Genomic DNA, 25853 nt, shown 5'->3' on the forward strand with positions numbered 1-25853 from the left:
AGTAAATGGGAGGGTGACTCAGACATTCGTTCATAAAAAGAAAAACTATTCATGAGTAAGGGGGAAAGTAAAATGCAAAATTCATTTGAAAAAAATATCAACCAGTTATCTCAAGAACAAAAGGAGTTATTATTTTTAATTCACTTAGCAATGGAAGAACTATATGTTGTAGGGGAAGAAAATCAATCAATGAATCATTTGCTCACACAATATTCTCTTAAAGAAACTTTGTCAGTTTTTGAACTTTATGCGTGCAATGTTCAATATGACATCACTAAAAGCATGAGTAATAAAATTTCAATGACTAAATTTCATGAGATATTGCCAGACTATTCAACTTACGAGAAAAAATACCAGTATGAATTATTAGGACAGATGTATCAAGAGGCTTGTCCGAATACAACGAGTACCTGTCTACAAGAAACCAGAAGGCAAAAGGATTTAATCACGCAATTAAATGATACGAGAATGCGAAAAAAATTAAAAAAGATAGCAGCTAGCTGGTAAATTTCAATGATTATACTTTTCGTGCCATCTTTATTAAATGATAAAACAAAAAATTGATTGATGGAAAAAGAAATTATAGTAAAGTTTGATTGAGTAATAAGGCAACTTATTACTCAATTTTTTGCTTTTATAACCTTTATAAATAAAAACATTTGAATATTCACCTTATTTTGTTATAATAATCACATAGAAAGATAATTATTTTAATCTTTTTATAATTTTTAAGGATGTTTTTCCAAATATTCTGAAAAATCACTCATGGGAGCTAACTTTAAAATTATGCTAGGAAGATGTAAAAATTACTAAACAATTAAAAAAATAATTATTATTTCTTTGTATTAAGAGATTATTTGGTTAGAAAATAAAGAATGAATAACGAATTTACTAAAAATAAGAAGGGATATATTCGACCATTTGTTATGCGTTGAAAAAATAATTTTAATTATTTCGATAGCCTGGCAGTCGGTAAAAATTGATTTTGTAAAACGATTTATAGCAATTATAATTCTACAGAAGCTAAGAACTGGTTGAATGATTGGTTGTTATTTTTTGCTGATGCTATTTTTGGAAAAATTAAAAAGTCCTGATTTGCAAGGAAAAGGACAGCTTTTTTGTAAAATATCATTTCATTTCAATTAATTTTTATTTATCGAAATGTTTGAAATGAAAACGCGGCACAAGCATATAAATTACATGGTTGAATGATGTTACATATTATTTATAGAGTGGGGTGTAAGAATGAGAGCTTGTCTAGATAGTCGTTTAAGTCGACAATTAGCGATTCTTGAAACATTGTGGGACTCTGAGTGGATGACCAGCGAAGAGCTAGCAGAACGAACCGGTAATTCTGAAAAAACGATTCGAACAGATATTCCAATTATTAATAAGTATATTTATCCTTTAAGTATTGAGACTTCATTTAAACTGGGGATATTTTTAAAAAAAGATGTGACTATTCCAAAATCTTACATATATGCAGCAGTTTTAAATGAAAGCTCAGAATATGCCATGCTTGAACAAATCTTTTTCGCAGATAATCTAAAAAAAATTGATCTGAGTGAACAATTGTATACTTCCGAATCACAGATTACGCGTTGGTTAGCAAAAATCAATCAATCTTTAGAAAAGTATGAGCTAAGAATCGATAATGCGTTACAAATCAACGGTGATGAACAAAAAATTCGTACGTTCTTCTCCTGTTTCTTTCTAGAAAAGTACAGCTCGCCAGAGAAAAAATTTCCCTATGAGCAAGTTCAGCTAATTGATCGCTTGATCGAAAATTTTTTGAAGGAAAATATTGCTATCGTTTTTGCCTATTCTAAGCAACACTTTTCTCTTAGACGTTTGAAGTTTCAATTACTCATCAGTATTGAGCGTATGAAGAGAAAACACGAAATTCAAACAGAAGAATTGGTTAATGAGTTTTCGTTTTTGATGGTGGAAGCTAGTTTGTGTGAGGAGTTTAAAGCAGTATTTGGTCTGGAACTGACGAGCCATGTCCTACAGCAACTCTTCCAAGAGTATTTTTATCCATTTTACCCTTCTCGAGTCAGACAGAGATATGAGGAATTAAGTCCACTAAAAGTCAAAAATAAAATAGAGGAAATCATTGATGAACTATCTAAGGTTTATCATGTTGAGTGTGATTATCGAGATAAAATCGTTCGTGATATTTATTGGACGACGTTTCAAATTGGCGGACCAACTTATATTCTACACGATAAGAAAAAAGAATTTTTTGAGGGAATCTTAGCAGATAGTCCAGACTTAGCTCAATTTTTGCATCAAAAATTCCAACGAATCTTTTCAGAAGTAGAACTTTTCAATCAACGAAAAGTAGATGAAATGGTTCATCAAGCTATTTTTGAATTGATGACTTCATGGGCAAGTTTACGGTTGGGGGTGCGTCAATCAACAATCACAGTGACAGCCGCCTTGATGCTGGATACAACCTATGAGCATATGAAAATGGTCAAAGAAGAAATTGAGTTTTACTTCCGTCATAAAATCAAAATTGATATTATCGATCCGTATGTGAAACTTGATCGCGAAAATTTTTCCAAGTATGACTGTTTATTGACAGATATATATACAAACAACATGTATCCGATTCCAACGATTGGTATTTCAAATTATTTAAATGATGATACGATTTCAAAATTACTAGATTTTGTTTATTTAAAAAGAGAAGAGTCCAAAGAAATCTTTGCAAAAAATCACTTAAATAGTATTGGTTTATTAAAAGAATAAAGAAATTACTTGCTAAAACAAAAAACGGGCAACCCGCTGGGTTGTCCGTTCTTTATTTTGACTTTATCTTAGTACCAACCGTTTGCTAACCAGAATGATTGAGCAGCTTCCCAAGAACCATAGCGTGAAGACACATAAGCGTCTGCTACACGTTCTTGATTGGCAGCAGAGTAGTCACCGTTTAAGTAAGATGAATCTAATTGGTAACGTCCGATGTAGCGACCGTTCGTTGCTGTGTAAGAACCGCTTGATTCACGTTGTGCGATCCATTCTTTTGCAGAGTTAGAAGTAGTAGCGACTGCTTCTGTAGATGTTTCAACTGCTGGAGTTGCTTGAACTGTTTCTTGAACAGGAGCTTGAGCTACTTCTTGAGTTGTTTCTTGTTGAACAGGTTCGGCTTGAACTGCTTCTGTTTGAGGGGCAACATAAGTTGTTGCTGCTTGCTCAGCAGTTGGGATAGTTAAAGTTTGACCTGCAAAAATCAGATTGATATCTGAAATTGAATTTGATTGAGCAATTTGGTTAATCAAGGAGTTATCGCCAACATATTTTTGTGAAATAGTTGATAATGAATCGCCTGATTGAACAGTGTACGCTTCGTCTGCGTGTGTCGTTGTTCCCATAAATAATGCAGCGCCGGCAGCCAGAGTTGTTCCTAATAGTACAGTTTTAAGTGATTTCATATAAAATAGTTTCTCCTTTTGAATTGTTCGAATTTTGTTGTTGTGATCAACTTGGATTACTTTAACATGGAAAAATATTTCATAGGTAAAAGGTTGATGACAATTTGTGACAAAAATCGCTCTTTTGTAATTTTTTTAGTAACGTACGTAAAATGAATGATTGGAAAGGCTGCTAAATCAAGGAATTGTATAAAATATCTCTTATTTTTTGAACTGTTTGATCGTAAAAAAAGAAGATTATCCAAAATTTTTTTATAGAAACAAAAAGTATGGATTTCAATTTCATTTTGGTGGTAAAACAAAAGGCAAAACTCGTTATAATTCATTTAAGTCTGACAAATCTTCCCCTTGGAACATATGAACTTCGTCAAATAAAATCAAAATTTGGTTTTGTACGAGCAACCGAAACGATACATTTTGAATTATCAAGTCAACACTTAATCGAAACAATCACCATACTCAACCAAAAATTGGTTGCAACAAAACTGACGCAAAACGCTGTAGTGAAATCGGCTAAAAAAGTCTAGATGATGCTACAATTGAATGGAACACCAAGATTACATTTGGAACAGATAATATCGAAGCACCTATAGTTGTCTTCCAAAATGAGCTGGATCATTTAGTAGCAACCGACGTTAGTGGTAGCTATCAGGGAGAATCCATCGAAAGTATCGGGTATTTTGATCAGAAAGATGGAATTGTACGAGTTCTTTTTGATAAAAAGAACGAAAGCTATGACTATTTAGTTGAACAAGAAATTCAAATGAAGATTGTTACAACCCCAGATCAGTGGGAATAGTCAAAGAGTAAGAGTAGTTTTTTTACCAAAAATTGTGTATGCTTCTTGATAGAATGAGAAAGTTAGCTAAAGGAGCGGATAATTTGTTTATCTCAATGTGGGCACAAGATCGTAACGGTTTGATTGGAAAAGATGGGTTATTACCGTGGAAACTACCAAATGATATGCGTTTTTTTCGTGAACATACAATGAATCGAATATTAGTGATGGGACGAAAAACATATGAAGGGATGGGAAAATTAAGTTTGCCATATCGCCATATTATTGTTTTAACAACACGTCCAGACCTTAAAGTTGCTGAAAACGCGGAAGTCATGCATTCAGTTGAAGAAGTGTTAGCTTATAGTAAACAAGTGACAGAAGACATTTACGTTTCTGGTGGCAGTCGAATTTTTCAAGAACTACTACCAGAAACAGGCATCATTTGGCGAACCTTGATTGATGAAGAATTTGAAGGTGATACGTATATTGGCGAAATCGACTTTTCTGATTTCACGTTAGCAGAAGAACATGTTGGGATTTTAGATGAAGAAAACCAGTATCCGCATCGTTTTCAAAAATGGGTGCGAAAAACGAATTGACAGTTAAGAAGGAATGAAAAGAGCCAGGACAAGTGAATGTCCTGGCTCTTTTGATATTTCAGAAGTTTTTAGTTTAATTTTTCAGCAAGATCGTTTAGCATTTCTTGACTAGCAATTGGTCCATTGTACAACCAACTAGATTCTGGGCCAAATTCGAGCAAGTGATTTTCTTTGACTGCTTTCAGATTTTTCCATGCAGGTTCCTTGAACATATCAGCACCTTGGTCACTATTGACCAAAATCAAATAATCAGCATCTAACTCAGCTAATTTTTCTGAAGAAACGGCAGACCAATCTGAAGTAGCATCTTTGGAAATCTCTTTCACTAAGCTAGGTACACCAAAACCTAAATCGCCATAGACAATGCGACCACTTGAGCGATTTTCACTCACCATAAAGGCAGAATTATTGGTTACCCATAGCACGGCTGCTGTTTTACCAGTGATTTTATCGGCTAATTTTTCTTTGGTTTTTTTGGCAGAATCTTGGTATTCATTGATGATTTCTTTTGCTTGGTCTTCTTTTGCCAAAGCTTTACCCACATCTTTTAACTGATCTTCCCAAGTTACATCGCTACCATTTGTAACGACATAAGTAGGGGCAATTTTACTGTATTGGTCATATTTTCCACCTTCAACAGTTGCCGAAGAGGAAATTAGAAGTAAGTCAGGTTCAAAACTTAAAACTTTTTCGTAAGGTAAGTCATAAGAAATCGTTGGTATATTTTTCAGGTCATCTTGCAAATAATCTTGGATTGATCCGCTACCAACCGTCCATTGTGCAACAGGTTTTTCACCTAGTGCAATCAAATAGTCTTCTAAATAGCTTCCAATGATTCGTTTTGGTTGATTCGGAATGGTTACTTTATTGCCCAAAGTATCTGTCACAGTGTGCATACCATTGCTTTTTGCTGTAGTTGTCGAAATTGTTGTGTCTGTCGTTTTATTTGCTGTGGAGCAAGCGCCTAATAAACCAATTAATAATAAAGTCGTTGAGATTGTGAAAAACTTTGCTTTTCGTTTCATTTTCTTCCTCCTAGAATAATTGAGAATCATTCTCAGATGTTATTATTCCTGATAATTAAAGCACTGTCAACCAATTTTTAGTGAAAGTAAAAGAAAACTTGTGCTTGACGAATTTGTGAAGTAGCGTCATAATTGAGAATGATTTTCAACGAAAGGATGGGTGAAATGGCAAAAATTGAAGCAGTCGACATTGCAGCAGGATATCCCAAAAAGCAAATTATTGATGCCTTATCAGTAAAAATACCTGAGGGCAAAATTACTAGTTTGATTGGGCCAAATGGAAGTGGAAAATCGACATTATTAAAAAGCTTCACACGAATCCTTCCTGTGAAAAAAGGGAAAATCATTGTGAATGATTCTGAAATTTCTACATATAGTTCAAAAGAGTTGGCACAAAAAATTGCCTTACTAGCACAAAGTAGTGATCATCCATTGGGGATGACCGTGGAAGAAATTGTTTCTTATGGCAGATATCCTTATCAAAAACCCTTTAGTGGTTTGACTGTAGAAGACCATGAAGCGATTCAATGGGCGCTGGAAGCGACTAGTTTAGATACTTTAAAAGCAAGAGAGATTGCTACCTTGTCTGGTGGACAAGCGCAACGTGTATGGATTGCTATGGCGTTAGCACAAGAAACAGACATTTTGATTTTAGATGAACCAATTACTTTTTTAGATCCCGCACATCAATTAGAAATCTTACATTTATTAGAAGAAATCAATCGCGTAAAGCAAACTACGATTTTGATGTCCATTCATGATATCAATCATGCCTCTCGTTTTTCAGATTATTTATTAGGATTGAAAGCTGGTCGATTATTAGTTGAAGGGTCGCCAAAAGAAGTAATTACAAAAGAATGGATGCGAGAAATTTTTGAAATTGATGCACAAATTGTTCATTTGCCTGATTCTGACAAGCCAGTCTTTCTAACTTATGATTTACTTTCACGACAGGAGGCAAATCAATGACGAGTAGAAAGAAAAGTCGTTTTATTTGGCTACTTATAGTAGTAAGTACGATACTTTTTTTATTAGCTGTTGCAAATGGTGTAGCAGAAGTAACGGTGAAAGATTTGTGGTTATCCATTGTTCAATTTGATCCAACGAATCAAGCACAACAAATTTTACGAACGATTCGACTCCCACGAGTGCTAGGCGCATTTGTTGTTGGTAGCAGTTTTGCGCTAAGTGGTGCGTTGATGCAAGGTGTGACACGTAATCCATTGGCAGATTCTGGGTTATTGGGAATCAATGCAGGTGCGTCTTTAGCTATGGCTATTAGTTTTGCTTTTTTACCAGATGCTTCTTCTTTTCAAACGTTTTTGATTTCTTTGATGGGGGCATTAGTAGTGACGACTATTGTGTTTGGCTTTCTCAAATTTTCCAAAATAGGCATCAATCCAGTTCAACTAATTTTAGCTGGGGTGGCGATTAGCTCATTTTTTACTGCCATTAGTCAAGCACTAACCCAATTATTTAATTTGCAACAAGATTTAGCTTTTTGGTTTGTCGGAGGAGCAGCAAACATCACTTGGCGACAATTGACAATTTTGTTACCTGTTTATTTAGTTGCTTCAATTTGTGCTTGTTTGCTAGGTAAAGCAATCTCATTAGTTAATTTAAGTGAATCCCATGCTGTCGCACTTGGTGGAAATCCACGAAGAACGCGTCTTATTTCTTTTGGAATGGTGGCGATTTTATCTGCAATTGCTGTGTCACTTGTAGGTCCTGTTTCATTTATTGGTTTATTAGTACCACCCTTGATTCGTGGTGTTGTAGGTTCAGACTATCGGTATGTTCTACCCGGTTCTTTTTTAGCGGGAGGATGTTTAGTAATGGCAGCAGATCTAGTTGCGCGGATGATCAATCCACCGTTTGAAACACCTTTTGGTTTAATTATTGCTTTGATTGGTGTACCATTCTTGCTTGTTCAAGTTAGGAGGGAAGAGGGATGAAAAAGTTCCGATGGCTGATAGTCTTCTTACTGTTCTGCTTGTTCATCAGTGCGTTGCTCAGTTTGATGATTGGGACACCAGTTTTATCTATTCAACAAGTTATTGATGGGGTTACTGGCTCTGCCTCACCAGTTATACAGCTGATTATCCAAGAATTTCGTTCACCACGGCTAATTGTTAGTCTCTTGGCGGGGATGTGCTTAGGTATTTCTGGATACTTATTGCAAGGAGTCACTAGAAATGAACTGGCAGATGCTAGTATTTTAGGAATCAATGCAGGTGCTGGCTTTTTTGTCATGCTTTATTTGGGTTTCTTTTCACAAGCTGCAGCAACTTTTCTTTTGCCATTTGCGGCTTGCCTAGGTGGCTTGCTGGCCGCCCTTTGTGTGTATCTTACTTCTTATACCAAAAGTGGTATGTTGAAAATGAATCGAATTTTACTTTCGGGAATTGCGGTAAACGCTGGATTCTCGGCGATGACTTTGCTAGTGACAATCAAAATCTCAAAAGAAAATTACGGTTTCGTAAATGCTTGGTTAGCAGGATCTATTTGGGGCGCTAGTTGGGCTTATGTTTGGGCGTTGCTTCCATGGGCAGTATGTCTCTTGCCTCTCGCTTTTTATTATAGTCAACAGATTGGGCTTCTCTCTTTTGGACAAGAACAGGCACAAAGTTTAGGATTGCATGTCCGAAGAAGTCAACGGACATTATTGATTTTGGCAGTGGGATTAGCTTGTGCCAGTGTTGCTGTCGCAGGTAGTTTATCCTTTGTAGGCTTGTTAGCACCACATGTGGCAAAAACAATTGTCAAAAAAGAGAATCAATGGACGTTTTTACTAAGTGGTTTATTTGGTGCCTTATTAGTGAACGTAGCCGATATTATTGCGCGTGTCATTCTCCCAAGTGGTGAAATCCCGACAGGAATTTTGATTGCGTTAATCGGTGCGCCGTATTTTCTTTATTTATTATTTCAAAAGCAAGCTTAAAGGTTGTGGTTCAAAGCGTTCAGCCCTAAAAAAATAGCAAACAGACGCGCAAAATAGCTCTTCATAAATAATTTTTGCTGTTTGAACACTCGTAAATAGAGTTCGTGACAAAATCTTTACCTTAAAAAATCTGGAGCAAAGAGTTCAAGTACTCATCTTGAACTCTTTTTCTTTTGAGAGAAACAGGTATTTCTCTGTCACAGCATTGCTATTTTATTCATTTTTCGATACCATGCTATCAAGGAAGGTAGGTTGGGGGAGTGAATCAAACGAAAGCACAATTACGTCAACTAGGCGTTCAGACATTAAAAAATCTAGCACCAAACAAAAAAGCAGAGAAGGAACGACGGATCCATCAAAAATTATTTTTGAGTTCAGCATTTCAAAACGCCCAAACGATTGGAATAACTTTAGCAAATGAAATCGAAGTCGCAACAGAGCCTGTTATCCATTATGCTAAGCAACAGCATAAAAAAATTGTGATTCCGAAAACATTACCCAAACGTCAAATGGCTTTTTATGAGCTGACAGTTGAAACGATTTTAGAACGATCCAGTTTCGGTGTGTTAGAGCCAACAAATTCACGACTTTTTTTACCCAAACAAATCGATTTATTGATTGTACCTGGTTTAATATTCACAAAATCGGGTTATCGAATTGGTTTTGGTGGTGGGTATTATGATCGTTATCTACAACAATATCCCAATCAAACAGCGAGTTTGGTCTTTACGGAACAGTTGAATGATGAATGGTTGCCAGAATCATTTGATCAAAAAATTGAACAATTGTTTATTGATTAATTTTATTACTAATAGGAGGTTTTCATGGATTACCAACAAAAACGAAAAATCCAATTTTGGTTGAAAAAACCAATCTGGACATATATTTTTTTAGGAGTTCAAACGATTGTGTTTGTATTGATGTACTTGTTTCCAGAACTAAAAATAGAATCATTTGGTGGAATGTACGGCCCCTTTTTTGCCTATTATCATGAGTGGTGGCGCTTGATTACTCCAATCTTTATTCACTTTGGCTTGATGCATTTTGCAGTTAACTCAGTCACGCTTTATTTTATGGGCTCGCAAATTGAAACGATTTATGGACACTGGCGTTTTTTCCTTATTTATTTATTGAGTGGCATAGCTGGAAATCTAGCTAGTTTTGCGATGAATCAAGTGGGTGTGTTATCTGCTGGAGCAAGTACGTCACTGTTTGGAATGTTTGGAGCTTTTGTGATTTTAGGCTTTCATTTCCGAAATAACCCTGCAATTACACAGATGGTTAGACAGTTCTCGTTATTTATCGTTTTAAGTTTAGTCTTTGGTGGATTTGACACATCAGTTGATATCTGGGGCCATGTTGGTGGCGTTCTTGGTGGACTACTTTTAGGAAATATCTTAGGCTTGCCGGAACAAAGAGGAAAATTTTCAATTCATCAACGAATTATTTCTGGAATGATTTTTATTTTTCTTTTAGTAATTTGTCTTTTAGTGGGTTTAAAAAAGTATGGTTTACTTGTATAATGTGAAGGAAGTGCTTTAACATGGAAAGCTTGTATGATGTACAACAGCTGTTCAAAAAATTTGGCATCATCATCTATGTCGGCTCGCGGATTTATGACATAGAGTTGATGACAATTGAATTAAGAACGTTATATGACAATCGCTTGATTGATCATGATACGTACATGACGGCATGGCGCATTCTGAAAAGAGAGCACCGAATAGAAGAAAGCCGAAAGAAAGGAAACGTGTAATGGACAAGAAAATTATTGGAATTGATTTAGGTGGAACAACTGCGAAATTCGCAATTATGACTCCAGAAGGTGAAATTCAACAAAAATGGAGTATTGATACCAATATTTTAGATGAGGGTGTACATATTGTCCCTGAAATCATTGAATCAATCAATCATCGTTTAAATTTATATAACATGAAAGCGGAAGACTTTATCGGTATTGGTATGGGGACTCCCGGAAGTGTCGATAGCGAAGCTGGAACAGTGATTGGTGCGTACAACTTGAACTGGACAGAATTACAACCAGTGAGAGAACAAATCCAATCAGGCACTGGAATCCAGTTTGCGATTGATAATGATGCCAATGTTGCTGCCTTAGGGGAACGCTGGAAAGGTGCTGGCGAAAATGATCCTGATGTTGTTTTCGTTACATTAGGAACAGGTGTTGGCGGTGGAATCGTTGCTGCCGGTAATCTTGTACATGGCGTTGCTGGGAGTGGTGGTGAAATTGGTCATATTACTGTGGACCCAAATGGTTTTGAATGCACATGTGGAAAACGTGGCTGTTTAGAAACGGTTTCTAGTGCGACAGGCGTGGTACGTCTAGGACGTTTCTTAGCGGAAGAATATGCAGGTGATTCAACACTTAAAGCAATGCTTGATAATGGTGAAGAAGTTACAAGTAAAGACATTTTCGAGTTGGCAGAAGATGGCGATCCATTTGCATTGATGGTCGTGGATCGTGTTTGTTTCTACCTAGGACTAGCTTGCGGAAACTTAGGAAACACGTTGAATCCTTCAAGTATCGTTTTAGGTGGCGGAGTATCTGCAGCCGGCGAATTTTTACGTAGCCGTGTCGAAAAATACTTTATGGAATTCACTTTCCCACAAGTAAGAGAATCAACAAAAATTAAATTAGCAGAGCTTGGTAATGAAGCAGGTGTCATTGGCGCTGCATCATTAGCCTTGAAGTTTGCGTAAAGATGGAGGCAACTCATGTTTTTTTGGATTAATATTTTTTTGATCGCGATTATTTTAGCGATTGTATTTTGGGAAGCATACTTACGTATCATGGCAAAACGTTCAGCAAAAATGTTAGATGAAGAAGAGTTTCGTGAAGGAATGCGTAAAGCACAAGTCATTGATGTCAGAGAAAAAGATGTTTTTGATGCTGGACATATTTTAGGTGCACGAAATATTCCTTATACTGTATTAAAGAATTCATTAGGCTCCATTCGTAAAGACCAACCTGTCTATATTTACGATCAAAGAAAAAGCTTGAGCATTCGAACAGCTAACAAATTGCGTAAAGAAGGCTTTAAAGAACTTTATATTCTAAAAGGCGGCTATGATGGCTGGTCTGGTAAAATCAAAAGCAAAAAAGTTTAATTGACTATTTTTTAAGGATAGAGGAACTAGCAAACAGTTCTTCTATCCTTTTTTATTTTTGTGCTCTCATCCATTTTTGGCTAAAATAAAGAGTGAAAGGAAAGGAGCAAAGAAAATGATTCAATTGAAACGAGCTTATCAAAAAGCGGAAGAAACAGATGGTTTCCGAGTTCTTGTTGACCGTATGTGGCCAAGAGGTGTTTCTAAAGTAGAAGCAAAATTAGATTTATGGCTGAAAGAAGTTGCACCAAGTACAGAGCTGAGAAAGTGGTACAACCATATCCCAGAAAAATTTTCTGAGTTCGTTGAACGTTATCAAGAAGAATTGCTAAATAAAGAAGCTTCTCACCAAGCATTTCAGAAATTACTGGCTATTTGTCAAAAAGAAAAACAAGTAACACTTGTCTATGGTGCAAAAGATGAGACGGAAAATCAGGCAGTCGTATTGAAAAAATTATTGGATCAACAACTGGCTGTTTAAATAAAGAGAAGGTGTAAGATGAAGATTGGTATTATTGGTGCAGGTCCACGTGGCTTAAGCATGTTAGAAAGAATTTTACGTAATAAACAAACGAATCAATCGCTTCAAATTTTTTTATTCGATGTGATTGGCCCTGGTGGACGAGTTTGGCGAATAGATCAATCAACTGATCTGCTGATGAACTCGGTCTCACAACAAGTAACATTGTTTACTGACGATACACTATCGACGGGAGGAGCCATTTCTCCAGGTCCCAATCTTTATCAATGGGCGAAAAAAGAAGGAATTTCTTTTGTGAAACAACAATCATTGAAAAATCAGGATTTTTTTCTAGCAGAGATGGCGCAATTAGGAAAGAATGAACACGCAACTCGTTGTCTGTATGGTTTGTATCAGCAATGGTTTTTCATGGAACTTCAAAAAGAATATCTCGACAAGATTACTTTTGTTCACTCACTTGTTAATAGTGTCTCACAAGCAGATTCAGGTTTTGAGTTGAAAACAGAAGACACAGCTTTCTTTATGGATCAAATCGTATTGGCGAGTGGTCATTGGGAAAATGAATTGATGAATGAGGAACTGGCTTTTGCCGACTATGCACAGCAACATGATTTATTTTATCAACCCCCAAGTAACCCGGCAGATGTTTCAGTTGCCGATATTCCTGCGAATGAGCCGATTTTTTTGCGTGGGCTAGGATTGGCTTTTTTTGATTACATTGGCCTATTAACTGTCGGTCGTGGTGGTTATTTTGAAGAACAAGAACATCGCCTTACTTATCATCCATCTGGTAAAGAACCGATTATTTACGCGGGCTCTCGTCGTGGAGTTCCCTATTACCCAAGGGGTAAAAATCAAAAGCAGGGAGGTGCGATGGCACGGCTCAAGTTATTAACGACAAAGAATCTAAAAAAATGGCAGGCAAAAGGACAGTTGACAGGTGAAACATTTTTTTACTTGTTCAAAAAAGAAGTCGAATTGTTTTATTATCAAAAAACGATTGAAGAACAACAATTGGCTATCGATCCTTTTGAGTTTGAACGAGCGTTCTTGTTAAAGTCTTCTGAGGAATGTTTGGTCGATTATCCGCAATTAGAGCCGTATATTTGGTCATGGGAAAGGCTGGAACATCCTCTTTCAACTTTTTCAGATGACTTTGAAAAGGGTATTCGCTCCTTTTTGGCGTGGCAAATCAATGAGGCTGAAAAAGGAAATGACACGGGTGCGTTTAGTTCAACCTTAGATGCAATCAAAGACTGGCGTGAGCCAATTCGTGAAGCCATTGCGTGGGATATTTTTTCAGTTGAAGAATATCGTGAACAATTGTGGTCTTGGTTTACACCGCTGAATGCTTTTTTGACTATCGGTCCACCTTTGAGAAGGAGCAAAGAGCTCGCCGCGCTGATAGATGCCGGTATTTTTCATATAGCAGCTCCACCATTTGAAATCAAACAAGCTAGAGGGTCTTTTTGGATTGAAACAGAAGAGAAGTCACTTGAAAGCCGTTATTTATTTGAAGCACGTTTGCCGATTAATAGTGTGTCTTATTCGAAAAACCCAATCATTCAAAGCCTGAGAAAAAATGGCTTGATTCGTCCCTATCAAAAAACAGAAGATGCAGAACATTATTTTTCAGGCGCGATTGATGTAAACAAAGCAAATCAAGTTATCAGCGCAAATGGAAAAGTGATTCCCAACTTTTACTGTTATGGGATACCCGTTGAAGGCGTCGATTGGTTGACGGCTGCTGTGGCACGTCCATATACAGATGCATGGAATTTAAGACAATCAGATTTGATTGCTCGTCATTTGTTGACTAATCAAAAAAAGTAAACAAAAAAGACAGCTAGGATGAACAAGTCATAAGTGACTGGACATCTTAGCTGTCTTTTTTAAATAACTGATTAACGTGCAACACGTTTACGCATCGCTTTTTTTCGATTTTCTTCGATCATCGATTCTTTTTCATCAATTGGATCAATTACCGTTTTTTTAACTGAAGCGACAACGCCTGCTACAGCAGCAACAGTTGCTAAGCTTCCGACTAATAATCCAGATACAAATTTTTTCATTGAACACACCTCTTAATTGTTTGATACCTCTATTATGAAACAAAAATCAAAAAAAGGCTAGTTAGACGATCATTTGAAAACCTTTACAAAAACGATTGAAAAAAATTACTAAATGTTTTATTATAAATTTACTAAATAAAATCATAGGAAAAGCTGGTGATTGTTAAAAACTGTTTCGAAACTTCCGTTTTCTTTTGGTACAATGAAAGATGGAAGATCAAAGAGAGTCAACTATCAATAAAGGAGTGTTTAAATATGTCAATTTTAGTTTTAGGTGGTGCTGGATACATTGGTTCACATGCCGTCGATCAACTGATCCATAATGGGTATGATGTTGCTGTTGTTGACAATTTACTAACGGGGCATCGCCAAGCAGTTCACCAAGATGCACGTTTTTATGAAGGTGATATTCGTGACAAAGCATTTTTAAAAACGGTATTTGAAAAAGAAAAAGTCGAAGGTGTGATCCATTTTGCTGCAAGCTCACTAGTGGGGGAATCCGTAGAAAAACCATTGGATTACTTTAACAATAACGTTTACGGTACACAAATTTTGCTTGAAGTCATGCATGAATTTGACGTAAAACAAATTGTTTTCTCATCAACAGCAGCAACATATGGTGAACCAAAAATGTCTCCAATAACAGAAGAAACCCCAACTAATCCCAAAAATCCTTATGGGGAAAGTAAATTGATGATGGAAAAAATGATGAAATGGTGTGACAATGCGTACGGGATGCGTTATGTGGCTCTTCGCTATTTCAATGTAGCAGGTGCGAAGGCGGATGCAAGTATTGGTGAGGACCATACTCCTGAAACACATTTAGTACCGATTATCTTACAAGTAGCATTAGGACAAAGAGAAGAATTGGCCGTTTATGGTGACGATTATGATACACCAGATGGGACTTGCGTTCGTGATTACGTTCAAGTGGAAGATTTGATTGCCGCACATATCAAAGCCTTAGAATATTTAAAAGCTGGAAATGAAAGTAACTTCTTTAATTTGGGAAGTAACAATGGTTACTCTGTCAAAGAAATGCTTGAAGCGGCTCGCGAAGTTACTGGCAAAGAAATTCCTGCAAAAATTGCGCCTCGTCGTGCAGGTGATCCAAGTAAATTAGTTGCTTCAAGTCAAAAGGCAAAAGAGATCTTAGGCTGGGAGCCTGCATACACTGACATCAAAGCGATTATCAAAACAGCATGGGATTGGCATGTAAGTCATCCTCATGGCTACGAAGAATAGGAGAAGTGATATGTCTATCAGTCAAACAATTTGCGACTTTGCAACGCTTTCGATTGGTTCTGGTGGCTTTATGGAAATGGATCGAATTTATCTTCAAAATCGACTATTAAGTTTGATCGGTGAAGAAGCGTTAACTGGAGAAGTCACACCACGTCCAGTAACGGTACCTGCAGTGGATTTGCTGGCAGAATTAGTTCAAGTAGCAAAGAATAATCAAGTCATTTCAGATTTGCCTGCGGAACAAGAAATATTTGAAGCGCAGTTAATGGATTTTTTGACGCCCCCGCCGTCTGTTGTTAATGCTTTTTTTGCACAGCACTATGCTAATTCACCTGAAGAAGCAACGGAATACTTCTTTCAGTTAAGTCAGCAAAATGACTATATCAAAACGCGTGCGATTGCTAAAAATATTCAGTTTCCCGTACAAACTGCTTATGGAGATCTTGAAATTACAATCAATTTATCGAAACCTGAAAAAGATCCAAAGCAAATTGCTACAGAACGAGAAGCAGTGAAAGTAGACTATCCAAAATGTTTGCTTTGTATGGAAAATGAGGGATATCGAGGACGTTTGAATTATCCTGCAAGAACAAACCATCGAATTATCCGTATGAATCTAGATGGCGAAAGCTGGGGTTTCCAGTATTCGCCGTATGCATACTACAATGAACATTCAATTATTTTGTCAGAAGATCATCGTCCAATGCAAATCAATCGAGACACCTTCCGCCGATTGCTACGGATCACGGAAGTGTTACCTCATTATTTTGTGGGATCAAATGCAGATCTACCAATTGTAGGTGGTTCTATTTTATCTCATGATCATTATCAAGCAGGGCGACATGAATTTCCTATGGCAAAAGCACCAATGGAACGTTTGATCAAGTTAACCGATTATCCTCAAGTCATTGCAGGAATCGTGAAGTGGCCAATGTCGGTGATTCGTCTTCAATCACCAGACAAAGAACTTCTTATAGATGCGGCAACAACTATTTTAGAAAAATGGCAAGCTTACTCGGATGAGTCCGTCGAGGTTTCAGCATATTCTGCTGACGGGACTGCACACCACACGATTACTCCGATTGCTCGTAGGAAAGATGGCTACTTTGAATTAGATTTAGTATTACGTGACAACAATGTATCTGAAAAACATCCGGATGGGATTTTCCACCCACACAAGGACGTTCAGCATATCAAAAAAGAAAACATCGGCTTGATTGAAGTGATGGGATTAGCCGTGTTACCGCCACGATTAAAAACAGAACTTGAAGAAGTGGAAAAATATTTGTTGAACCAAGAAAATCACTTGGCTGATTATCATCGTGAATGGGCAGATGAGTTGCAGGCAACTCATACAATCATAGCTGATCGTGTGACTGAAGTCGTGCAGGAAGCCGTTGGTCAAGTATTCCTGCGGGTGTTAGAGGATGCGGGTGTGTTTAAACGGACAGAAGAAGGACAAGCAGCATTTGCTCGTTTTACTGATTATTTATAATTGATCCAGTGAGGAGGAAACATCATGGCAACAATTAAAGATATTGCACAGTTAGCAGGTGTTTCTCCTGCGACTGTTTCAAGAGTCTTGAATTATGATTCGGAACTCTCAGTAGGCCTAGCGACCAAACAGAAAGTTTTCGAAGCAGCAGAGCAATTAAACTATACGAAACATAAAAAAAGTCTTTCGGCTAATCAAGCAACTTTACGATTGGTTCAATGGCACAATGAAAGCGAAGAACTCGAAGATTTGTATTATTTAGCGATCCGTCTGGGTATTGAGAAGAAGGCAGAAGAATTGAATGTTGATTTGCTAAAAGAAACTTGGGATTCTATTAGTGAACGTGAAGTTGATGGAACAATTGCTGTTGGTAAATTCGACTTGCAACAGTTAACAGAGTTGAAAAAATCTCAGTCAAAATTACTTTTAGTTGATTCCGATGGGACATCAGTAGGTATCGATTCGCTAACCGTCGATTTTTTCTCAAGCGTAAAAAAAGTAGTCGATTATTTTCTGTCACTACATGCTAAAAAAATCGCCATGCTAACAGGGAAAGAATATACTAAAAAAAATCGTCAACTATTGAGTGATCCAAGAAGACTAGCTTTTGAACAAATCATGACTAGCGCGGAACAAAAACCATTTGCTATAATTGAAGCCGATTTTTCGGTGGAAGCAGGTTATTTAGCAATCAAACAATTTTTAGATGAAACAATTGAAAAACCAGATGCTTTATTTGCTGCAAATGATGCATTAGCAATTGGCGCGTTAAAAGCAATTCAAGAGAGTGGCTATCATGTACCTGAGGATATTGCAGTCATCGGATTTAATGACAGTAGTGTAGCTAAGTATGTGACACCTGCGTTATCAACGGTAAAAGTTTATACTGAATGGTTGGGGGAGATTGCTGTCGAGACGATTTTACAGTTGATTCAAACAGAAGCTCCCGTTCCAAGAAAAATCGTGGTTGGTACAGACTTGATCGTTCGAGAATCAACGGAATGAACAATTGAAATGCTAATGATCAAAACTAGCGAAATTTTGTGTAAGAACCTACTCATCAAGTAACGTTTACAATAGATGAGTTTGTCCGTAGTTCTTATGGAGTATCGCTAGTTTTTTTGTTGTTATCTCAGACTAGGTTTCCGTAAAAAGTGTGCTACAATAAGAAACGATAGTTAACGGAAAGGAACCAAAACATGATTACATTAGGAATTGATACAGCAAACCAAACTTTAGCTATAGGTATCGTGGAGGATGATGTAGTTCTTGGACAAATTCAAACGAACATCAAACGAAACCATAGCATTACTTTGATGCCAGCAATTGACCAATTATTTGCTGATCTTCAATTAGAGCCAACAGCAATTGATCGCATTGCTGTTTCTGATGGACCAGGTTCATATACTGGTTTGAGAATCGGTGTGACGACTGCAAAAACTTTAGCCTATACAATGAAAAAAGAGTTGGTGGGGATTTCTAGTTTGAAAACAGTCGCAGCTAACTGTGTGAATATCGAAGGTGTGATTGTACCACTCTTTGATGCGAGACGTAAGAATGTTTACGCGGGAGCGTATCAATGGAAAGAAAATCGTTTAGAAACGTTGATTGAGGACAAACATTCCTCTCTAGAAGATCTACTCACAGAATTAAAAGCACTTGAACAATCTATTTATTTTGTTGGTAGCGACTGTCGAAAATTTGAAACAGAATTAAAAGCAACTTTACCAGAAGCAACAATCAATTTGATTCCTCAATGGGATATCCCGAATGGAACTGTGCTAGCAAATTTAGGAGCACAAGCTGATCCTGTCTCTGATGTTCAAGCATTCTTACCACGTTATTTAAAAAAGGTAGAAGCGGAAGAAAAATGGCTAGAAAATCATACGCCTGGAGCCGAAAGTTATGTTGAAAAAATTTAAAAAATTAACGAAAAATTTGTTCCGAGAATCATCTTTTTATCCTGTTAAAGAGCTAGAAATAAATCAAGCCATTTATCAAATACGTCAATTGACGATATCAGATATTAAGGATTTATTGACAGTCGAGAGAGAAGTCTATCTTGGTGAATTACCTTGGACGCGGAGCGCATTTATATCTGAATTTCGTTCTCCTTTGATTCATCTATATTTAGGTGTCTTTATCAATGAGACGCTAGTGGGATTCATCGGTTCACGAATCATCGGAACCGATTGTCATATTACAAACATCGCATTGATGTCTCGCTATCAGCGGAAAAGTATTGGCTCGTTCTTGATTGACGAAATAGAAAAGTTTGCTATAATGAATCGCTGTGAGACTCTTTCGTTAGAAGTTCGCGTAGGTAATAGAGATGCGCAAAAGTTGTACCGAAAGCTGGGTTTCGAATCAAGGACCATCAAAAAAGGATATTATACTGAAAATAATGAAGATGCCTTAGACATGGTAAAAAATTTAGAAAAAGAGTGAAGATTGTTGATTTATCAAAAAGCAGCATTTGATTACAATGACTTGGCAGAAAAGCTCTGGTTGATTAGTAATCAGGCGTATACACATGGTTCACCATGGACAAAAACACAGTTTTTAGCAGATCTACAGCAACCTCATACAGACTATTTGATAGCGATTGAAGCAAACGAAATCATTGGTTTTTTGGGTTTTAGCCGTGTAGTAGATGAAGTTGAAATCACCAATATTGCAATAGACTCAACTTTCCAAGGAAAAGGGTATGCGCGACAATTGTTGAAAGCGTTGATCCAGCAAGAAAAAGCGAATGATGTGTTTCAAGTTTTTCTAGAAGTTCGTCAATCAAATGAGAGGGCAAAATGCCTGTATGAATCAGAAAAATTTCGAGTGTTGGGCATTCGTAAATCTTATTACCATCAACCAGTAGAAGATGCCTTTATAATGAGTACAAAGTTAAAGACGGAGACGATAAAATGAATAGAGAATTGATTCTTGCGATTGAATCAAGTTGTGACGAAACAAGTGTTGCTGTCGTAGAAGATGGGACAAAAATCTTGTCAAATATTGTTGCATCGCAAATAAATAGTCATAAGCGCTTTGGCGGTGTCGTACCAGAAGTCGCTAGCAGACATCACGTAGAACAGATCACGCTTTGTATTGACGAAGCATTGACTGAGGCGAAGGTAACAGTAGCTGAAATTTCTGCAGTGGCAGTTACCTACGGACCGGGATTAGTTGGGTCTTTATTAATTGGTATCTCTGCTGCTAAAGCATTTGCATGGGCAAATAACTTACCTTTGATTCCCGTCAATCACATGGCGGGGCATATCTATGCTGCACGATTTATTAAACCATTTGAATTTCCGCTAATCGCTTTACTTGTTAGTGGCGGACATACGGAACTTGTTTATATGCAAGAAGACGGCTCTTATGAAATTATTGGAGAAACACGCGATGATGCAGCTGGGGAAGCTTATGACAAAGTTGGGCGTGTCCTTGGGTTGACTTATCCTAGTGGAAAAGAAATTGATGAATTAGCGCATCAAGGAAAAGATAATTATCATTTTCCAAGAGCGATGATCCACGAAGCAAACTATGATTTTAGTTTTAGTGGTTTGAAAAGTGCATTCATTAACTTAGTTCATAATGCAGAACAGCGTGGAGAAGAGCTAGATAAAAATGATTTAGCTGCTAGTTTCCAAGCGAGTGTTGTAGAGGTACTGGTGACTAAAACATTACGCGCATGCAAAGAATTTCCAGTAAAACAATTAGTTGTTGCTGGAGGTGTTGCAGCTAATCAAGGGCTTCGCGAAGGATTAACCACAGCGTTAGCGGAAGAAATGCCAGAAGTTGAATTGATTATCCCCCCACTACGTTTATGTGGAGATAATGCAGCAATGATTGGTGCAGCAGCACATGTTGAACGACAAAAGGGAATTGTTGCTGAATTAAAATTGAACGCAGACCCTAGTTTAGTTCTGTAAAAATGATAAAAAAAGTAGCAAACAACTTGAATGTTGTTTGCTACTTTTTTCTTTTTTATTCATCGGTATCTCTTAAAGCAGGAGTGACGGCGGTTTTACAAAAAGTAAATTGTTTTTTTCGATAGTCAAGTAATCCGCTATCGCGCAATTGTTTGATGACTTGGCCAGCAGTTTCTCTGGTAGTTCCGCTATTAACAGCTAACTCTTTTAGGGTGATTGGATAAGGAATACAAATGTGTCCATCTTCTGTTGGAACACCGAGCTCTTCTTTTAAAATAAATAAATTTTGTTTTACTCGATCAAACGCACTGGAAGTTAAGCCAATTTGAATTCGTAATTCATGCATCTCAACAACTTTTGAAATTTTATGAATAAGTGCAATCAGTTGTTCAGAATTGTTTCGCGCAAGTTTCTCATAAATGCTCACGGGTAAATAAAATGTATCGATGTCTGTCATTGCTTGTGCAGTATAAGCATAGGATTGTGCTTCAAAGATTCCTGCCATAGGAAATAAGGTGCTCGCATTTACATAGTCATAGTAGTAATAAGTGGCACTTTCATCATAACGTTCAAGACGAACGAGTCCTGTTGTTAAAATATAGAAGCGTTGACGTTCATCGCCTTCATCAAAAAGAATCTGTCCTTTTTTATAGGAACGAAGGACAGTATGTTCCTTGATCAATTGAAATTCTTCGTCAGTAAAATGCATGAAGTCTGGTTGATATCGTAATTTGGAAAAATGGTAATCAATTTTAGTTATTCGCATGTCAAACCTCTCTCCTTATTTCTTCACTACTACCATTGTCCCGTTTTTCACTTGATTTGTAAAGGCAAAGAAATAACGGTAATTAAACGGTAAATTAGTGGATAGATAAAAAAATTTGTTATTAAAGAGAAAATATTCATTAATAATCCACATAAATGAATATTAGTGACTTAGTTTAAGATATATTGCATAAAAAAAGATATTGCTTAATAAGTAAACGCTAACAACGTTATTATTTCAATAAATTTATTATATTCAAAAATATTTTTTTGATGAATAAATATTTTTTTTAGAGTGTTTTTACCTGTAAAGAATGAATAAAACTTAATAAAATGAAGAAAAACGTTTAATTATTTAATAACGGAATATTAACGTGAAGGATCTCTCGTTTTAAATGCAAAGAAATTATGAAAAGGGTTACAAAATGACGGTATTCTATACATGTAATCAAAACGAAGGAGGCAACACAACATGGATAAACCAATTCACGTTTTCTCTGAAATAGGGAAGTTAAAAACCGTTTTGTTAAAACGGCCTGGACAGGAAGTTGAAAACTTGACACCAGATATTATGGATCGTCTATTATTTGATGACATTCCATATCTTCCAATTGCTCAAGAGGAACATGACTTATTTGCTAAGACGTTACAAAATGAAGGCGTTGAAACACTTTATTTAGAAAAACTCGCTGCAGAAGCAATTGATGCAGGCAATGTGAAAGAGCAATTCCTAAACAAAATGTTAGACGAATCGCACATTGCATCAAATGCTGTGAGAGATGGTCTTCATGAGTTCCTTCTATCAATGGAAACACAAGAAATGGTAGATAAAATTATGGCAGGTGTTCGTACAAAGGACATCGAAGTTCGTTCAAACAGCTTGTACGACTTATCAGCAGACGATGAATATCCATTCTACATGGACCCAATGCCAAACCTATACTTTACAAGAGATCCTTCCGCATCAATCGGAAATGGGATGACTGTCAATCGTATGACTTTTGAGGCACGTCGTCGTGAATCAATGTTCACTGAGTATATTTTGAATCATCATCCACGCTTTGCAAATAAAGGTGTCGAAGTTTGGTTAGATCGTGATACTACTGAACATATTGAAGGTGGAGATGAACTAGTTTTAAGTGATAAAGTTGTCGCAGTAGGGATCTCACAAAGAACCAATGCAAAAGCTTTAGAAACAATGGCACGTCGCTTGTTCGCTAAAAACTCAGGATTTGAAAAAGTTCTAGCAATCAAGATCCCTAATAATCGTGCCATGATGCACTTGGATACAGTATTTACCATGGTTGACTATGATAAATTTACAATCCATCCAGCAATTCAAAGTAAAAACGGAAAAATCGATGTCTATACAATTGTTCCAGATGGTGATGACATCAAGATCACTCACTCAGATGATCTACATGCAACATTGAAAGATGCTTTAGGATTAGATGATTTAGTCTTGATTCCAACTGGTAATGGCGATGCAATTGTTGCGCCACGTGAACAATGGAATGATGGCTCAAATACGTTAGCTATTGCACCAGGTGTGGTTGTCACATATAACCGTAACTATGTGTCAAATGAATTACTAAGAAGCTACGGTATCAAAGTGTTGGAAATCAATTCAAGTGAATTGTCTCGTGGTCGTGGTGGTCCACGTTGCATGAGCCAACCACTTGTACGTGAAGATTTGAAATAAGTTTGAATTTTCCAGCGATAGTCCTACTGTCAGCTGTCGCTGGGATTTCCTCTTAAATCAATGAAATTCCGTCTTAAATTATAAAAACAAACTAAAGGAGAATGTTTTATTATGAAAGAATCAGTATTTCAAGGAAGAAGCTTATTAGCAGAAAAAGATTTTACTAAAGAAGAGTTACAATATTTGATTGATTTCTCTCAACATTTAAAAGATTTGAAAAAACGTGGCATTCCACATCATTACTTAGAAGGTAAAAACATTGCTTTATTATTTGAAAAAACTTCTACACGTACACGTGCAGCTTTTACAACTGCTGCGATTGACTTAGGTGCTCATCCAGAATACTTAGGCGCAAATGATATCCAATTAGGCAAAAAAGAATCAACAGAAGATACAGCTAAAGTATTGGGTAGTATGTTTGACGGAATTGAATTCCGTGGTTTCAGTCAAAAAATGGTTGAAGAACTTGCTGAATTCTCAGGCGTTCCAGTTTGGAATGGTTTAACTGACGAATGGCATCCAACTCAAATGATTGCCGATTTCTTAACAATCCAAGAAAACTTCGGAAAAGTTGAAGGAATCACTGTTGCTTACTGTGGTGATGGCCGTAACAATATGGCGAACTCATTATTAGTAACTGGTGCTATTTTAGGAACAAACATGCGTATCGTTGCACCGAAAGAATTACAACCAGAAGAAGAAATCGTGAAATTAGCAGAAGGCTTTGCAGCTAAATCAGGTGCAAAACTAATGATTACTGACGATGTTGATAAAGGTGTTGACGGTGTTGACGTACTTTATTCAGACGTATGGGTATCAATGGGTGAAGAAGACAAATTTGAAGAACGCATCAAACTGTTGAAACCTTACCAAATCAACATGGAAATGGTTGAAAAAACACATAATACAGATCGTTTGATTTTCTTGCATTGCTTACCAGCATTCCATGATACGAACACTGTTTACGGTGAACAAATGAAAGAACGCTTTGGTATTACTGAAATGGAAGTAACAGACGAAGTCTTCCGTAGCAAATATGCACGTCAATTTGAACAAGCTGAAAATCGTATGCACTCAATCAAAGCAATTATGGCTGCAACATTAGGCAACTTGTTTATCCCTCGCGTTTAATAAACCACATTCATCTCATGTACAAAACGAGGCAGAGGACGCGAGTGCTTGCTGCCTCGTTTTGTCATTGATTAACATTGTCTGAAGAAAGGGCGAATAATATGGCAAATCGAAAAGTAGTTGTCGCTTTAGGCGGTAACGCGATTTTATCAACTGATGCAAGTGCAAAAGCACAGCAAGAAGCATTGATGGAAACAGCAAAATACTTAGTGAAATTTATTGAACAAGGTGACGAGTTGATCATTTCTCATGGAAATGGCCCACAAGTTGGTAACTTATTGATCCAACAACAAGCAGCTGATTCGGAGAAAACACCAGCAATGCCATTAGATACTTGTGTTGCAATGACAGAAGGTTCTATTGGCTATTGGTTACAAAATGCAATGGGTGAAGTGTTGAAACAAAAAGGTATTGACAAAGATGTCGTTTCATTAGTCACACAAGTTATCGTAGATGAAAACGATCCTTCTTTCAAAAATCCAACAAAACCAATTGGTCCATTCTATTCAGAAGAAGAAGCTACTGCACAAATGAAAGCAGATTCAAATGTCACGTTTAAAGAGGACGCTGGTCGTGGTTGGCGTAAAGTAGTTGCTTCACCAAAACCAATTTCAATCAAAGAAGCGCGTGTAATCGAAGCGTTGGTTGATCAAGGTGTAGTTACTGTTTCTGTTGGTGGTGGTGGCATTCCAGTAGTTGAAACAGCAACAGGCTTAGAAGGTCGTGAAGCAGTAATCGATAAAGACTTTGCTTCAGAAAAATTGGCAGAAATCATTGATGCTGATCTATTGATTGTTTTAACTGGCGTGGACAATGTTTATGTCAACTATCAAAAACCTGATCAAAAGAAATTGGAAACTGTAACCATTTCAGAAATGAAACAATATATCAGTGAAGATCAATTTGCTCCTGGTAGTATGCTGCCAAAAGTTGAAGCAGCTATTCAATTTGTAGAAGCTCGACCAAAAGCAAAAGCAATCATCACTTCTTTAGAAAACATTGAAAACTTATTGGCATCTGAAGAAGGAACGATTGTTGTTGCTGATTAATTTGTTAAGTCTTTCGTGTAAACGAAATGATTTATAGCTATTTTTGCCCAGGTGGAGTTTCTTCTCCTTTAG

27 protein-coding genes are annotated in these 25853 nt (G+C 36.9%); 23 read left to right on the plus strand and 4 right to left on the minus strand.

Annotated features, from left to right (window positions below; all coding sequences use genetic code 11):
- Positions 1-72: 72 nt before the first annotated feature.
- Together AC4BD1_RS04595 and AC4BD1_RS04600 are read left to right on the plus strand one after the other, a co-directional pair.
- Complete coding sequence (locus tag AC4BD1_RS04595) at positions 73-507, plus strand: hypothetical protein (RefSeq protein ID WP_490485886.1); 435 nt, start codon at positions 73-75, stop codon at positions 505-507.
- Between the two features lie 738 nt (positions 508-1245).
- Positions 1246-2757 (plus strand): AcpB/EbpR/MafR family transcriptional regulator, encoded by a 1512-nt coding sequence (locus AC4BD1_RS04600; RefSeq protein ID WP_206910110.1) that lies wholly within the window; start codon positions 1246-1248, stop codon positions 2755-2757.
- 68 nt (positions 2758-2825) lie between these two features.
- On the opposite strand, the gene apf is transcribed toward AC4BD1_RS04600, so the two are convergent.
- Positions 2826-3440, minus strand: a complete 615-nt coding sequence (gene apf / locus AC4BD1_RS04605; RefSeq protein ID WP_206909652.1) for an aggregation-promoting factor — start codon at positions 3438-3440, stop codon at positions 2826-2828.
- Between the two features lie 882 nt (positions 3441-4322).
- Here apf and AC4BD1_RS04610 point away from each other — a divergent pair.
- Positions 4323-4820, plus strand: a complete 498-nt coding sequence (locus AC4BD1_RS04610; RefSeq protein ID WP_490467125.1) for a dihydrofolate reductase — start codon at positions 4323-4325, stop codon at positions 4818-4820.
- A 68-nt stretch (positions 4821-4888) separates the two neighbouring features.
- On the opposite strand, the gene AC4BD1_RS04615 is transcribed toward AC4BD1_RS04610, so the two are convergent.
- Positions 4889-5845, minus strand: coding sequence for an iron-hydroxamate ABC transporter substrate-binding protein (locus tag AC4BD1_RS04615; protein ID WP_490485887.1), 957 nt, complete (start codon positions 5843-5845; stop codon positions 4889-4891).
- 138 nt (positions 5846-5983) lie between these two features.
- Between AC4BD1_RS04615 and AC4BD1_RS04620 the strand changes: the two genes are divergently transcribed.
- From AC4BD1_RS04620 to AC4BD1_RS04665, 10 genes are all read left to right on the plus strand, one after another.
- Positions 5984-6814 carry an ABC transporter ATP-binding protein gene (locus tag AC4BD1_RS04620; protein ID WP_490467290.1) on the plus strand — a complete coding sequence of 277 codons (831 nt, stop codon included), beginning with the start codon at positions 5984-5986 and terminating at the stop codon, positions 6812-6814.
- On the plus strand, positions 6811-7800 hold the full coding sequence (locus AC4BD1_RS04625) for a FecCD family ABC transporter permease (protein ID WP_490467127.1): 990 nt from the start codon (positions 6811-6813) through the stop codon (positions 7798-7800). The genes AC4BD1_RS04620 and AC4BD1_RS04625 overlap by 4 nt, the downstream gene beginning before the upstream one ends.
- Entirely contained in the window at positions 7797-8786 is a 990-nt protein-coding gene (locus AC4BD1_RS04630) for a FecCD family ABC transporter permease (protein ID WP_490467128.1), read from the plus strand. The genes AC4BD1_RS04625 and AC4BD1_RS04630 overlap by 4 nt, the downstream gene beginning before the upstream one ends.
- 260 nt (positions 8787-9046) lie before the next feature.
- The gene (locus tag AC4BD1_RS04635) at positions 9047-9586 is read left to right on the plus strand and encodes a 5-formyltetrahydrofolate cyclo-ligase (protein WP_490467129.1); all 540 of its coding nucleotides are present in this window, start codon (positions 9047-9049) and stop codon (positions 9584-9586) included.
- A 24-nt stretch (positions 9587-9610) separates the two neighbouring features.
- The gene (locus tag AC4BD1_RS04640; protein WP_490467130.1) at positions 9611-10309 is read left to right on the plus strand and encodes a rhomboid family intramembrane serine protease; all 699 of its coding nucleotides are present in this window, start codon (positions 9611-9613) and stop codon (positions 10307-10309) included.
- Between the two features lie 20 nt (positions 10310-10329).
- A complete protein-coding gene (locus AC4BD1_RS04645) occupies positions 10330-10542 on the plus strand; it encodes a YqgQ family protein (RefSeq protein WP_067484177.1) in 213 nt (70 codons plus the stop codon).
- A complete protein-coding gene (locus tag AC4BD1_RS04650; RefSeq protein WP_206909667.1) occupies positions 10542-11504 on the plus strand; it encodes an ROK family glucokinase in 963 nt (320 codons plus the stop codon). The genes AC4BD1_RS04645 and AC4BD1_RS04650 overlap by 1 nt, the downstream gene beginning before the upstream one ends.
- Positions 11505-11519: 15 nt before the next feature.
- Complete coding sequence (locus tag AC4BD1_RS04655) at positions 11520-11912, plus strand: rhodanese-like domain-containing protein (protein ID WP_206909668.1); 393 nt, start codon at positions 11520-11522, stop codon at positions 11910-11912.
- A 115-nt stretch (positions 11913-12027) separates the two neighbouring features.
- A complete protein-coding gene (locus AC4BD1_RS04660; RefSeq protein ID WP_490467131.1) occupies positions 12028-12393 on the plus strand; it encodes a DUF488 domain-containing protein in 366 nt (121 codons plus the stop codon).
- A gap of 18 nt (positions 12394-12411) precedes the next feature.
- On the plus strand, positions 12412-14226 hold the full coding sequence (locus AC4BD1_RS04665; protein ID WP_490485888.1) for an FAD/NAD(P)-binding protein: 1815 nt from the start codon (positions 12412-12414) through the stop codon (positions 14224-14226).
- Between the two features lie 71 nt (positions 14227-14297).
- Here the strand turns inward: AC4BD1_RS04665 and AC4BD1_RS04670 are convergent, their stop codons facing one another.
- Complete coding sequence (locus AC4BD1_RS04670) at positions 14298-14465, minus strand: DUF3042 family protein (RefSeq protein WP_067484184.1); 168 nt, start codon at positions 14463-14465, stop codon at positions 14298-14300.
- A 255-nt stretch (positions 14466-14720) separates the two neighbouring features.
- Between AC4BD1_RS04670 and galE the strand changes: the two genes are divergently transcribed.
- The 7 genes from galE (at position 14721) to tsaD (ending at position 21134) form a co-directional block, all read left to right on the plus strand.
- The gene (gene galE, locus AC4BD1_RS04675) at positions 14721-15710 is read left to right on the plus strand and encodes a UDP-glucose 4-epimerase GalE (RefSeq protein WP_206909671.1); all 990 of its coding nucleotides are present in this window, start codon (positions 14721-14723) and stop codon (positions 15708-15710) included.
- Between the two features lie 10 nt (positions 15711-15720).
- Complete coding sequence (gene galT / locus AC4BD1_RS04680) at positions 15721-17205, plus strand: UDP-glucose--hexose-1-phosphate uridylyltransferase (protein WP_490485889.1); 1485 nt, start codon at positions 15721-15723, stop codon at positions 17203-17205.
- Between the two features lie 24 nt (positions 17206-17229).
- The gene (locus AC4BD1_RS04685) at positions 17230-18210 is read left to right on the plus strand and encodes a LacI family DNA-binding transcriptional regulator (RefSeq protein ID WP_490467134.1); all 981 of its coding nucleotides are present in this window, start codon (positions 17230-17232) and stop codon (positions 18208-18210) included.
- Between the two features lie 194 nt (positions 18211-18404).
- Complete coding sequence (gene tsaB / locus AC4BD1_RS04690; RefSeq protein ID WP_490467135.1) at positions 18405-19127, plus strand: tRNA (adenosine(37)-N6)-threonylcarbamoyltransferase complex dimerization subunit type 1 TsaB; 723 nt, start codon at positions 18405-18407, stop codon at positions 19125-19127.
- Positions 19111-19653: a ribosomal protein S18-alanine N-acetyltransferase gene (gene rimI, locus AC4BD1_RS04695; protein WP_490467136.1), complete on the plus strand. Its 543-nt coding sequence runs from the start codon at positions 19111-19113 to the stop codon at positions 19651-19653. The genes tsaB and rimI (AC4BD1_RS04695) overlap by 17 nt, the downstream gene beginning before the upstream one ends.
- Positions 19654-19659: 6 nt before the next feature.
- Complete coding sequence (gene rimI / locus AC4BD1_RS04700; protein ID WP_206909677.1) at positions 19660-20127, plus strand: ribosomal protein S18-alanine N-acetyltransferase; 468 nt, start codon at positions 19660-19662, stop codon at positions 20125-20127.
- Positions 20124-21134, plus strand: coding sequence for a tRNA (adenosine(37)-N6)-threonylcarbamoyltransferase complex transferase subunit TsaD (tsaD, locus tag AC4BD1_RS04705; protein ID WP_490467137.1), 1011 nt, complete (start codon positions 20124-20126; stop codon positions 21132-21134). The genes rimI (AC4BD1_RS04700) and tsaD overlap by 4 nt, the downstream gene beginning before the upstream one ends.
- Before the next feature lie 55 nt (positions 21135-21189).
- Here tsaD and AC4BD1_RS04710 read toward each other — a convergent pair whose 3' ends face one another.
- A complete protein-coding gene (locus AC4BD1_RS04710; RefSeq protein WP_206909679.1) occupies positions 21190-21900 on the minus strand; it encodes a Crp/Fnr family transcriptional regulator in 711 nt (236 codons plus the stop codon).
- A gap of 471 nt (positions 21901-22371) precedes the next feature.
- Between AC4BD1_RS04710 and arcA the strand changes: the two genes are divergently transcribed.
- The 3 genes from arcA (at position 22372) to arcC (ending at position 25781) form a co-directional block, all read left to right on the plus strand.
- A complete protein-coding gene (gene arcA, locus AC4BD1_RS04715) occupies positions 22372-23601 on the plus strand; it encodes an arginine deiminase (protein ID WP_206899841.1) in 1230 nt (409 codons plus the stop codon).
- A 111-nt stretch (positions 23602-23712) separates the two neighbouring features.
- The gene (argF, locus tag AC4BD1_RS04720) at positions 23713-24732 is read left to right on the plus strand and encodes an ornithine carbamoyltransferase (protein WP_206909680.1); all 1020 of its coding nucleotides are present in this window, start codon (positions 23713-23715) and stop codon (positions 24730-24732) included.
- A 101-nt stretch (positions 24733-24833) separates the two neighbouring features.
- Positions 24834-25781: a carbamate kinase gene (gene arcC / locus AC4BD1_RS04725; protein WP_206899840.1), complete on the plus strand. Its 948-nt coding sequence runs from the start codon at positions 24834-24836 to the stop codon at positions 25779-25781.
- Positions 25782-25853: the final 72 nt, after the last annotated feature.

The sequence above is a fragment of the Enterococcus sp. DJ147D b genome (genome assembly GCF_058216655.1).

What these genes read in the sequence shown, in the direction of transcription:
- AC4BD1_RS04655 (WP_206909668.1), top strand. Translation starts at nt 11,520, where the DNA reads ATGTTTTTTTGGATTAATATTTTTTTGATCGCGATTATTTTAGCGATT.
- AC4BD1_RS04660 (WP_490467131.1), top strand. Translation starts at nt 12,028, where the DNA reads ATGATTCAATTGAAACGAGCTTATCAAAAAGCGGAAGAAACAGATGGT.
- AC4BD1_RS04645 (WP_067484177.1), top strand. Translation starts at nt 10,330, where the DNA reads ATGGAAAGCTTGTATGATGTACAACAGCTGTTCAAAAAATTTGGCATC.
- AC4BD1_RS04620 (WP_490467290.1), top strand. Translation starts at nt 5,984, where the DNA reads ATGATTTTCAACGAAAGGATGGGTGAAATGGCAAAAATTGAAGCAGTC.
- AC4BD1_RS04710 (WP_206909679.1), bottom strand. Translation starts at nt 21,900, where the DNA reads ATGCGAATAACTAAAATTGATTACCATTTTTCCAAATTACGATATCAA.
- AC4BD1_RS04625 (WP_490467127.1), top strand. Translation starts at nt 6,811, where the DNA reads ATGACGAGTAGAAAGAAAAGTCGTTTTATTTGGCTACTTATAGTAGTA.
- AC4BD1_RS04685 (WP_490467134.1), top strand. Translation starts at nt 17,230, where the DNA reads ATGGCAACAATTAAAGATATTGCACAGTTAGCAGGTGTTTCTCCTGCG.
- galE (WP_206909671.1), top strand. Translation starts at nt 14,721, where the DNA reads ATGTCAATTTTAGTTTTAGGTGGTGCTGGATACATTGGTTCACATGCC.
- AC4BD1_RS04615 (WP_490485887.1), bottom strand. Translation starts at nt 5,845, where the DNA reads ATGAAACGAAAAGCAAAGTTTTTCACAATCTCAACGACTTTATTATTA.
- tsaB (WP_490467135.1), top strand. Translation starts at nt 18,405, where the DNA reads ATGATTACATTAGGAATTGATACAGCAAACCAAACTTTAGCTATAGGT.
- AC4BD1_RS04665 (WP_490485888.1), top strand. Translation starts at nt 12,412, where the DNA reads ATGAAGATTGGTATTATTGGTGCAGGTCCACGTGGCTTAAGCATGTTA.
- apf (WP_206909652.1), bottom strand. Translation starts at nt 3,440, where the DNA reads ATGAAATCACTTAAAACTGTACTATTAGGAACAACTCTGGCTGCCGGC.
- AC4BD1_RS04650 (WP_206909667.1), top strand. Translation starts at nt 10,542, where the DNA reads ATGGACAAGAAAATTATTGGAATTGATTTAGGTGGAACAACTGCGAAA.
- arcC (WP_206899840.1), top strand. Translation starts at nt 24,834, where the DNA reads ATGGCAAATCGAAAAGTAGTTGTCGCTTTAGGCGGTAACGCGATTTTA.
- AC4BD1_RS04595 (WP_490485886.1), top strand. Translation starts at nt 73, where the DNA reads ATGCAAAATTCATTTGAAAAAAATATCAACCAGTTATCTCAAGAACAA.
- arcA (WP_206899841.1), top strand. Translation starts at nt 22,372, where the DNA reads ATGGATAAACCAATTCACGTTTTCTCTGAAATAGGGAAGTTAAAAACC.
- argF (WP_206909680.1), top strand. Translation starts at nt 23,713, where the DNA reads ATGAAAGAATCAGTATTTCAAGGAAGAAGCTTATTAGCAGAAAAAGAT.
- AC4BD1_RS04670 (WP_067484184.1), bottom strand. Translation starts at nt 14,465, where the DNA reads ATGAAAAAATTTGTATCTGGATTATTAGTCGGAAGCTTAGCAACTGTT.
- AC4BD1_RS04600 (WP_206910110.1), top strand. Translation starts at nt 1,246, where the DNA reads ATGAGAGCTTGTCTAGATAGTCGTTTAAGTCGACAATTAGCGATTCTT.
- rimI (WP_490467136.1), top strand. Translation starts at nt 19,111, where the DNA reads ATGTTGAAAAAATTTAAAAAATTAACGAAAAATTTGTTCCGAGAATCA.
- AC4BD1_RS04630 (WP_490467128.1), top strand. Translation starts at nt 7,797, where the DNA reads ATGAAAAAGTTCCGATGGCTGATAGTCTTCTTACTGTTCTGCTTGTTC.
- AC4BD1_RS04640 (WP_490467130.1), top strand. Translation starts at nt 9,611, where the DNA reads ATGGATTACCAACAAAAACGAAAAATCCAATTTTGGTTGAAAAAACCA.
- tsaD (WP_490467137.1), top strand. Translation starts at nt 20,124, where the DNA reads ATGAATAGAGAATTGATTCTTGCGATTGAATCAAGTTGTGACGAAACA.
- galT (WP_490485889.1), top strand. Translation starts at nt 15,721, where the DNA reads ATGTCTATCAGTCAAACAATTTGCGACTTTGCAACGCTTTCGATTGGT.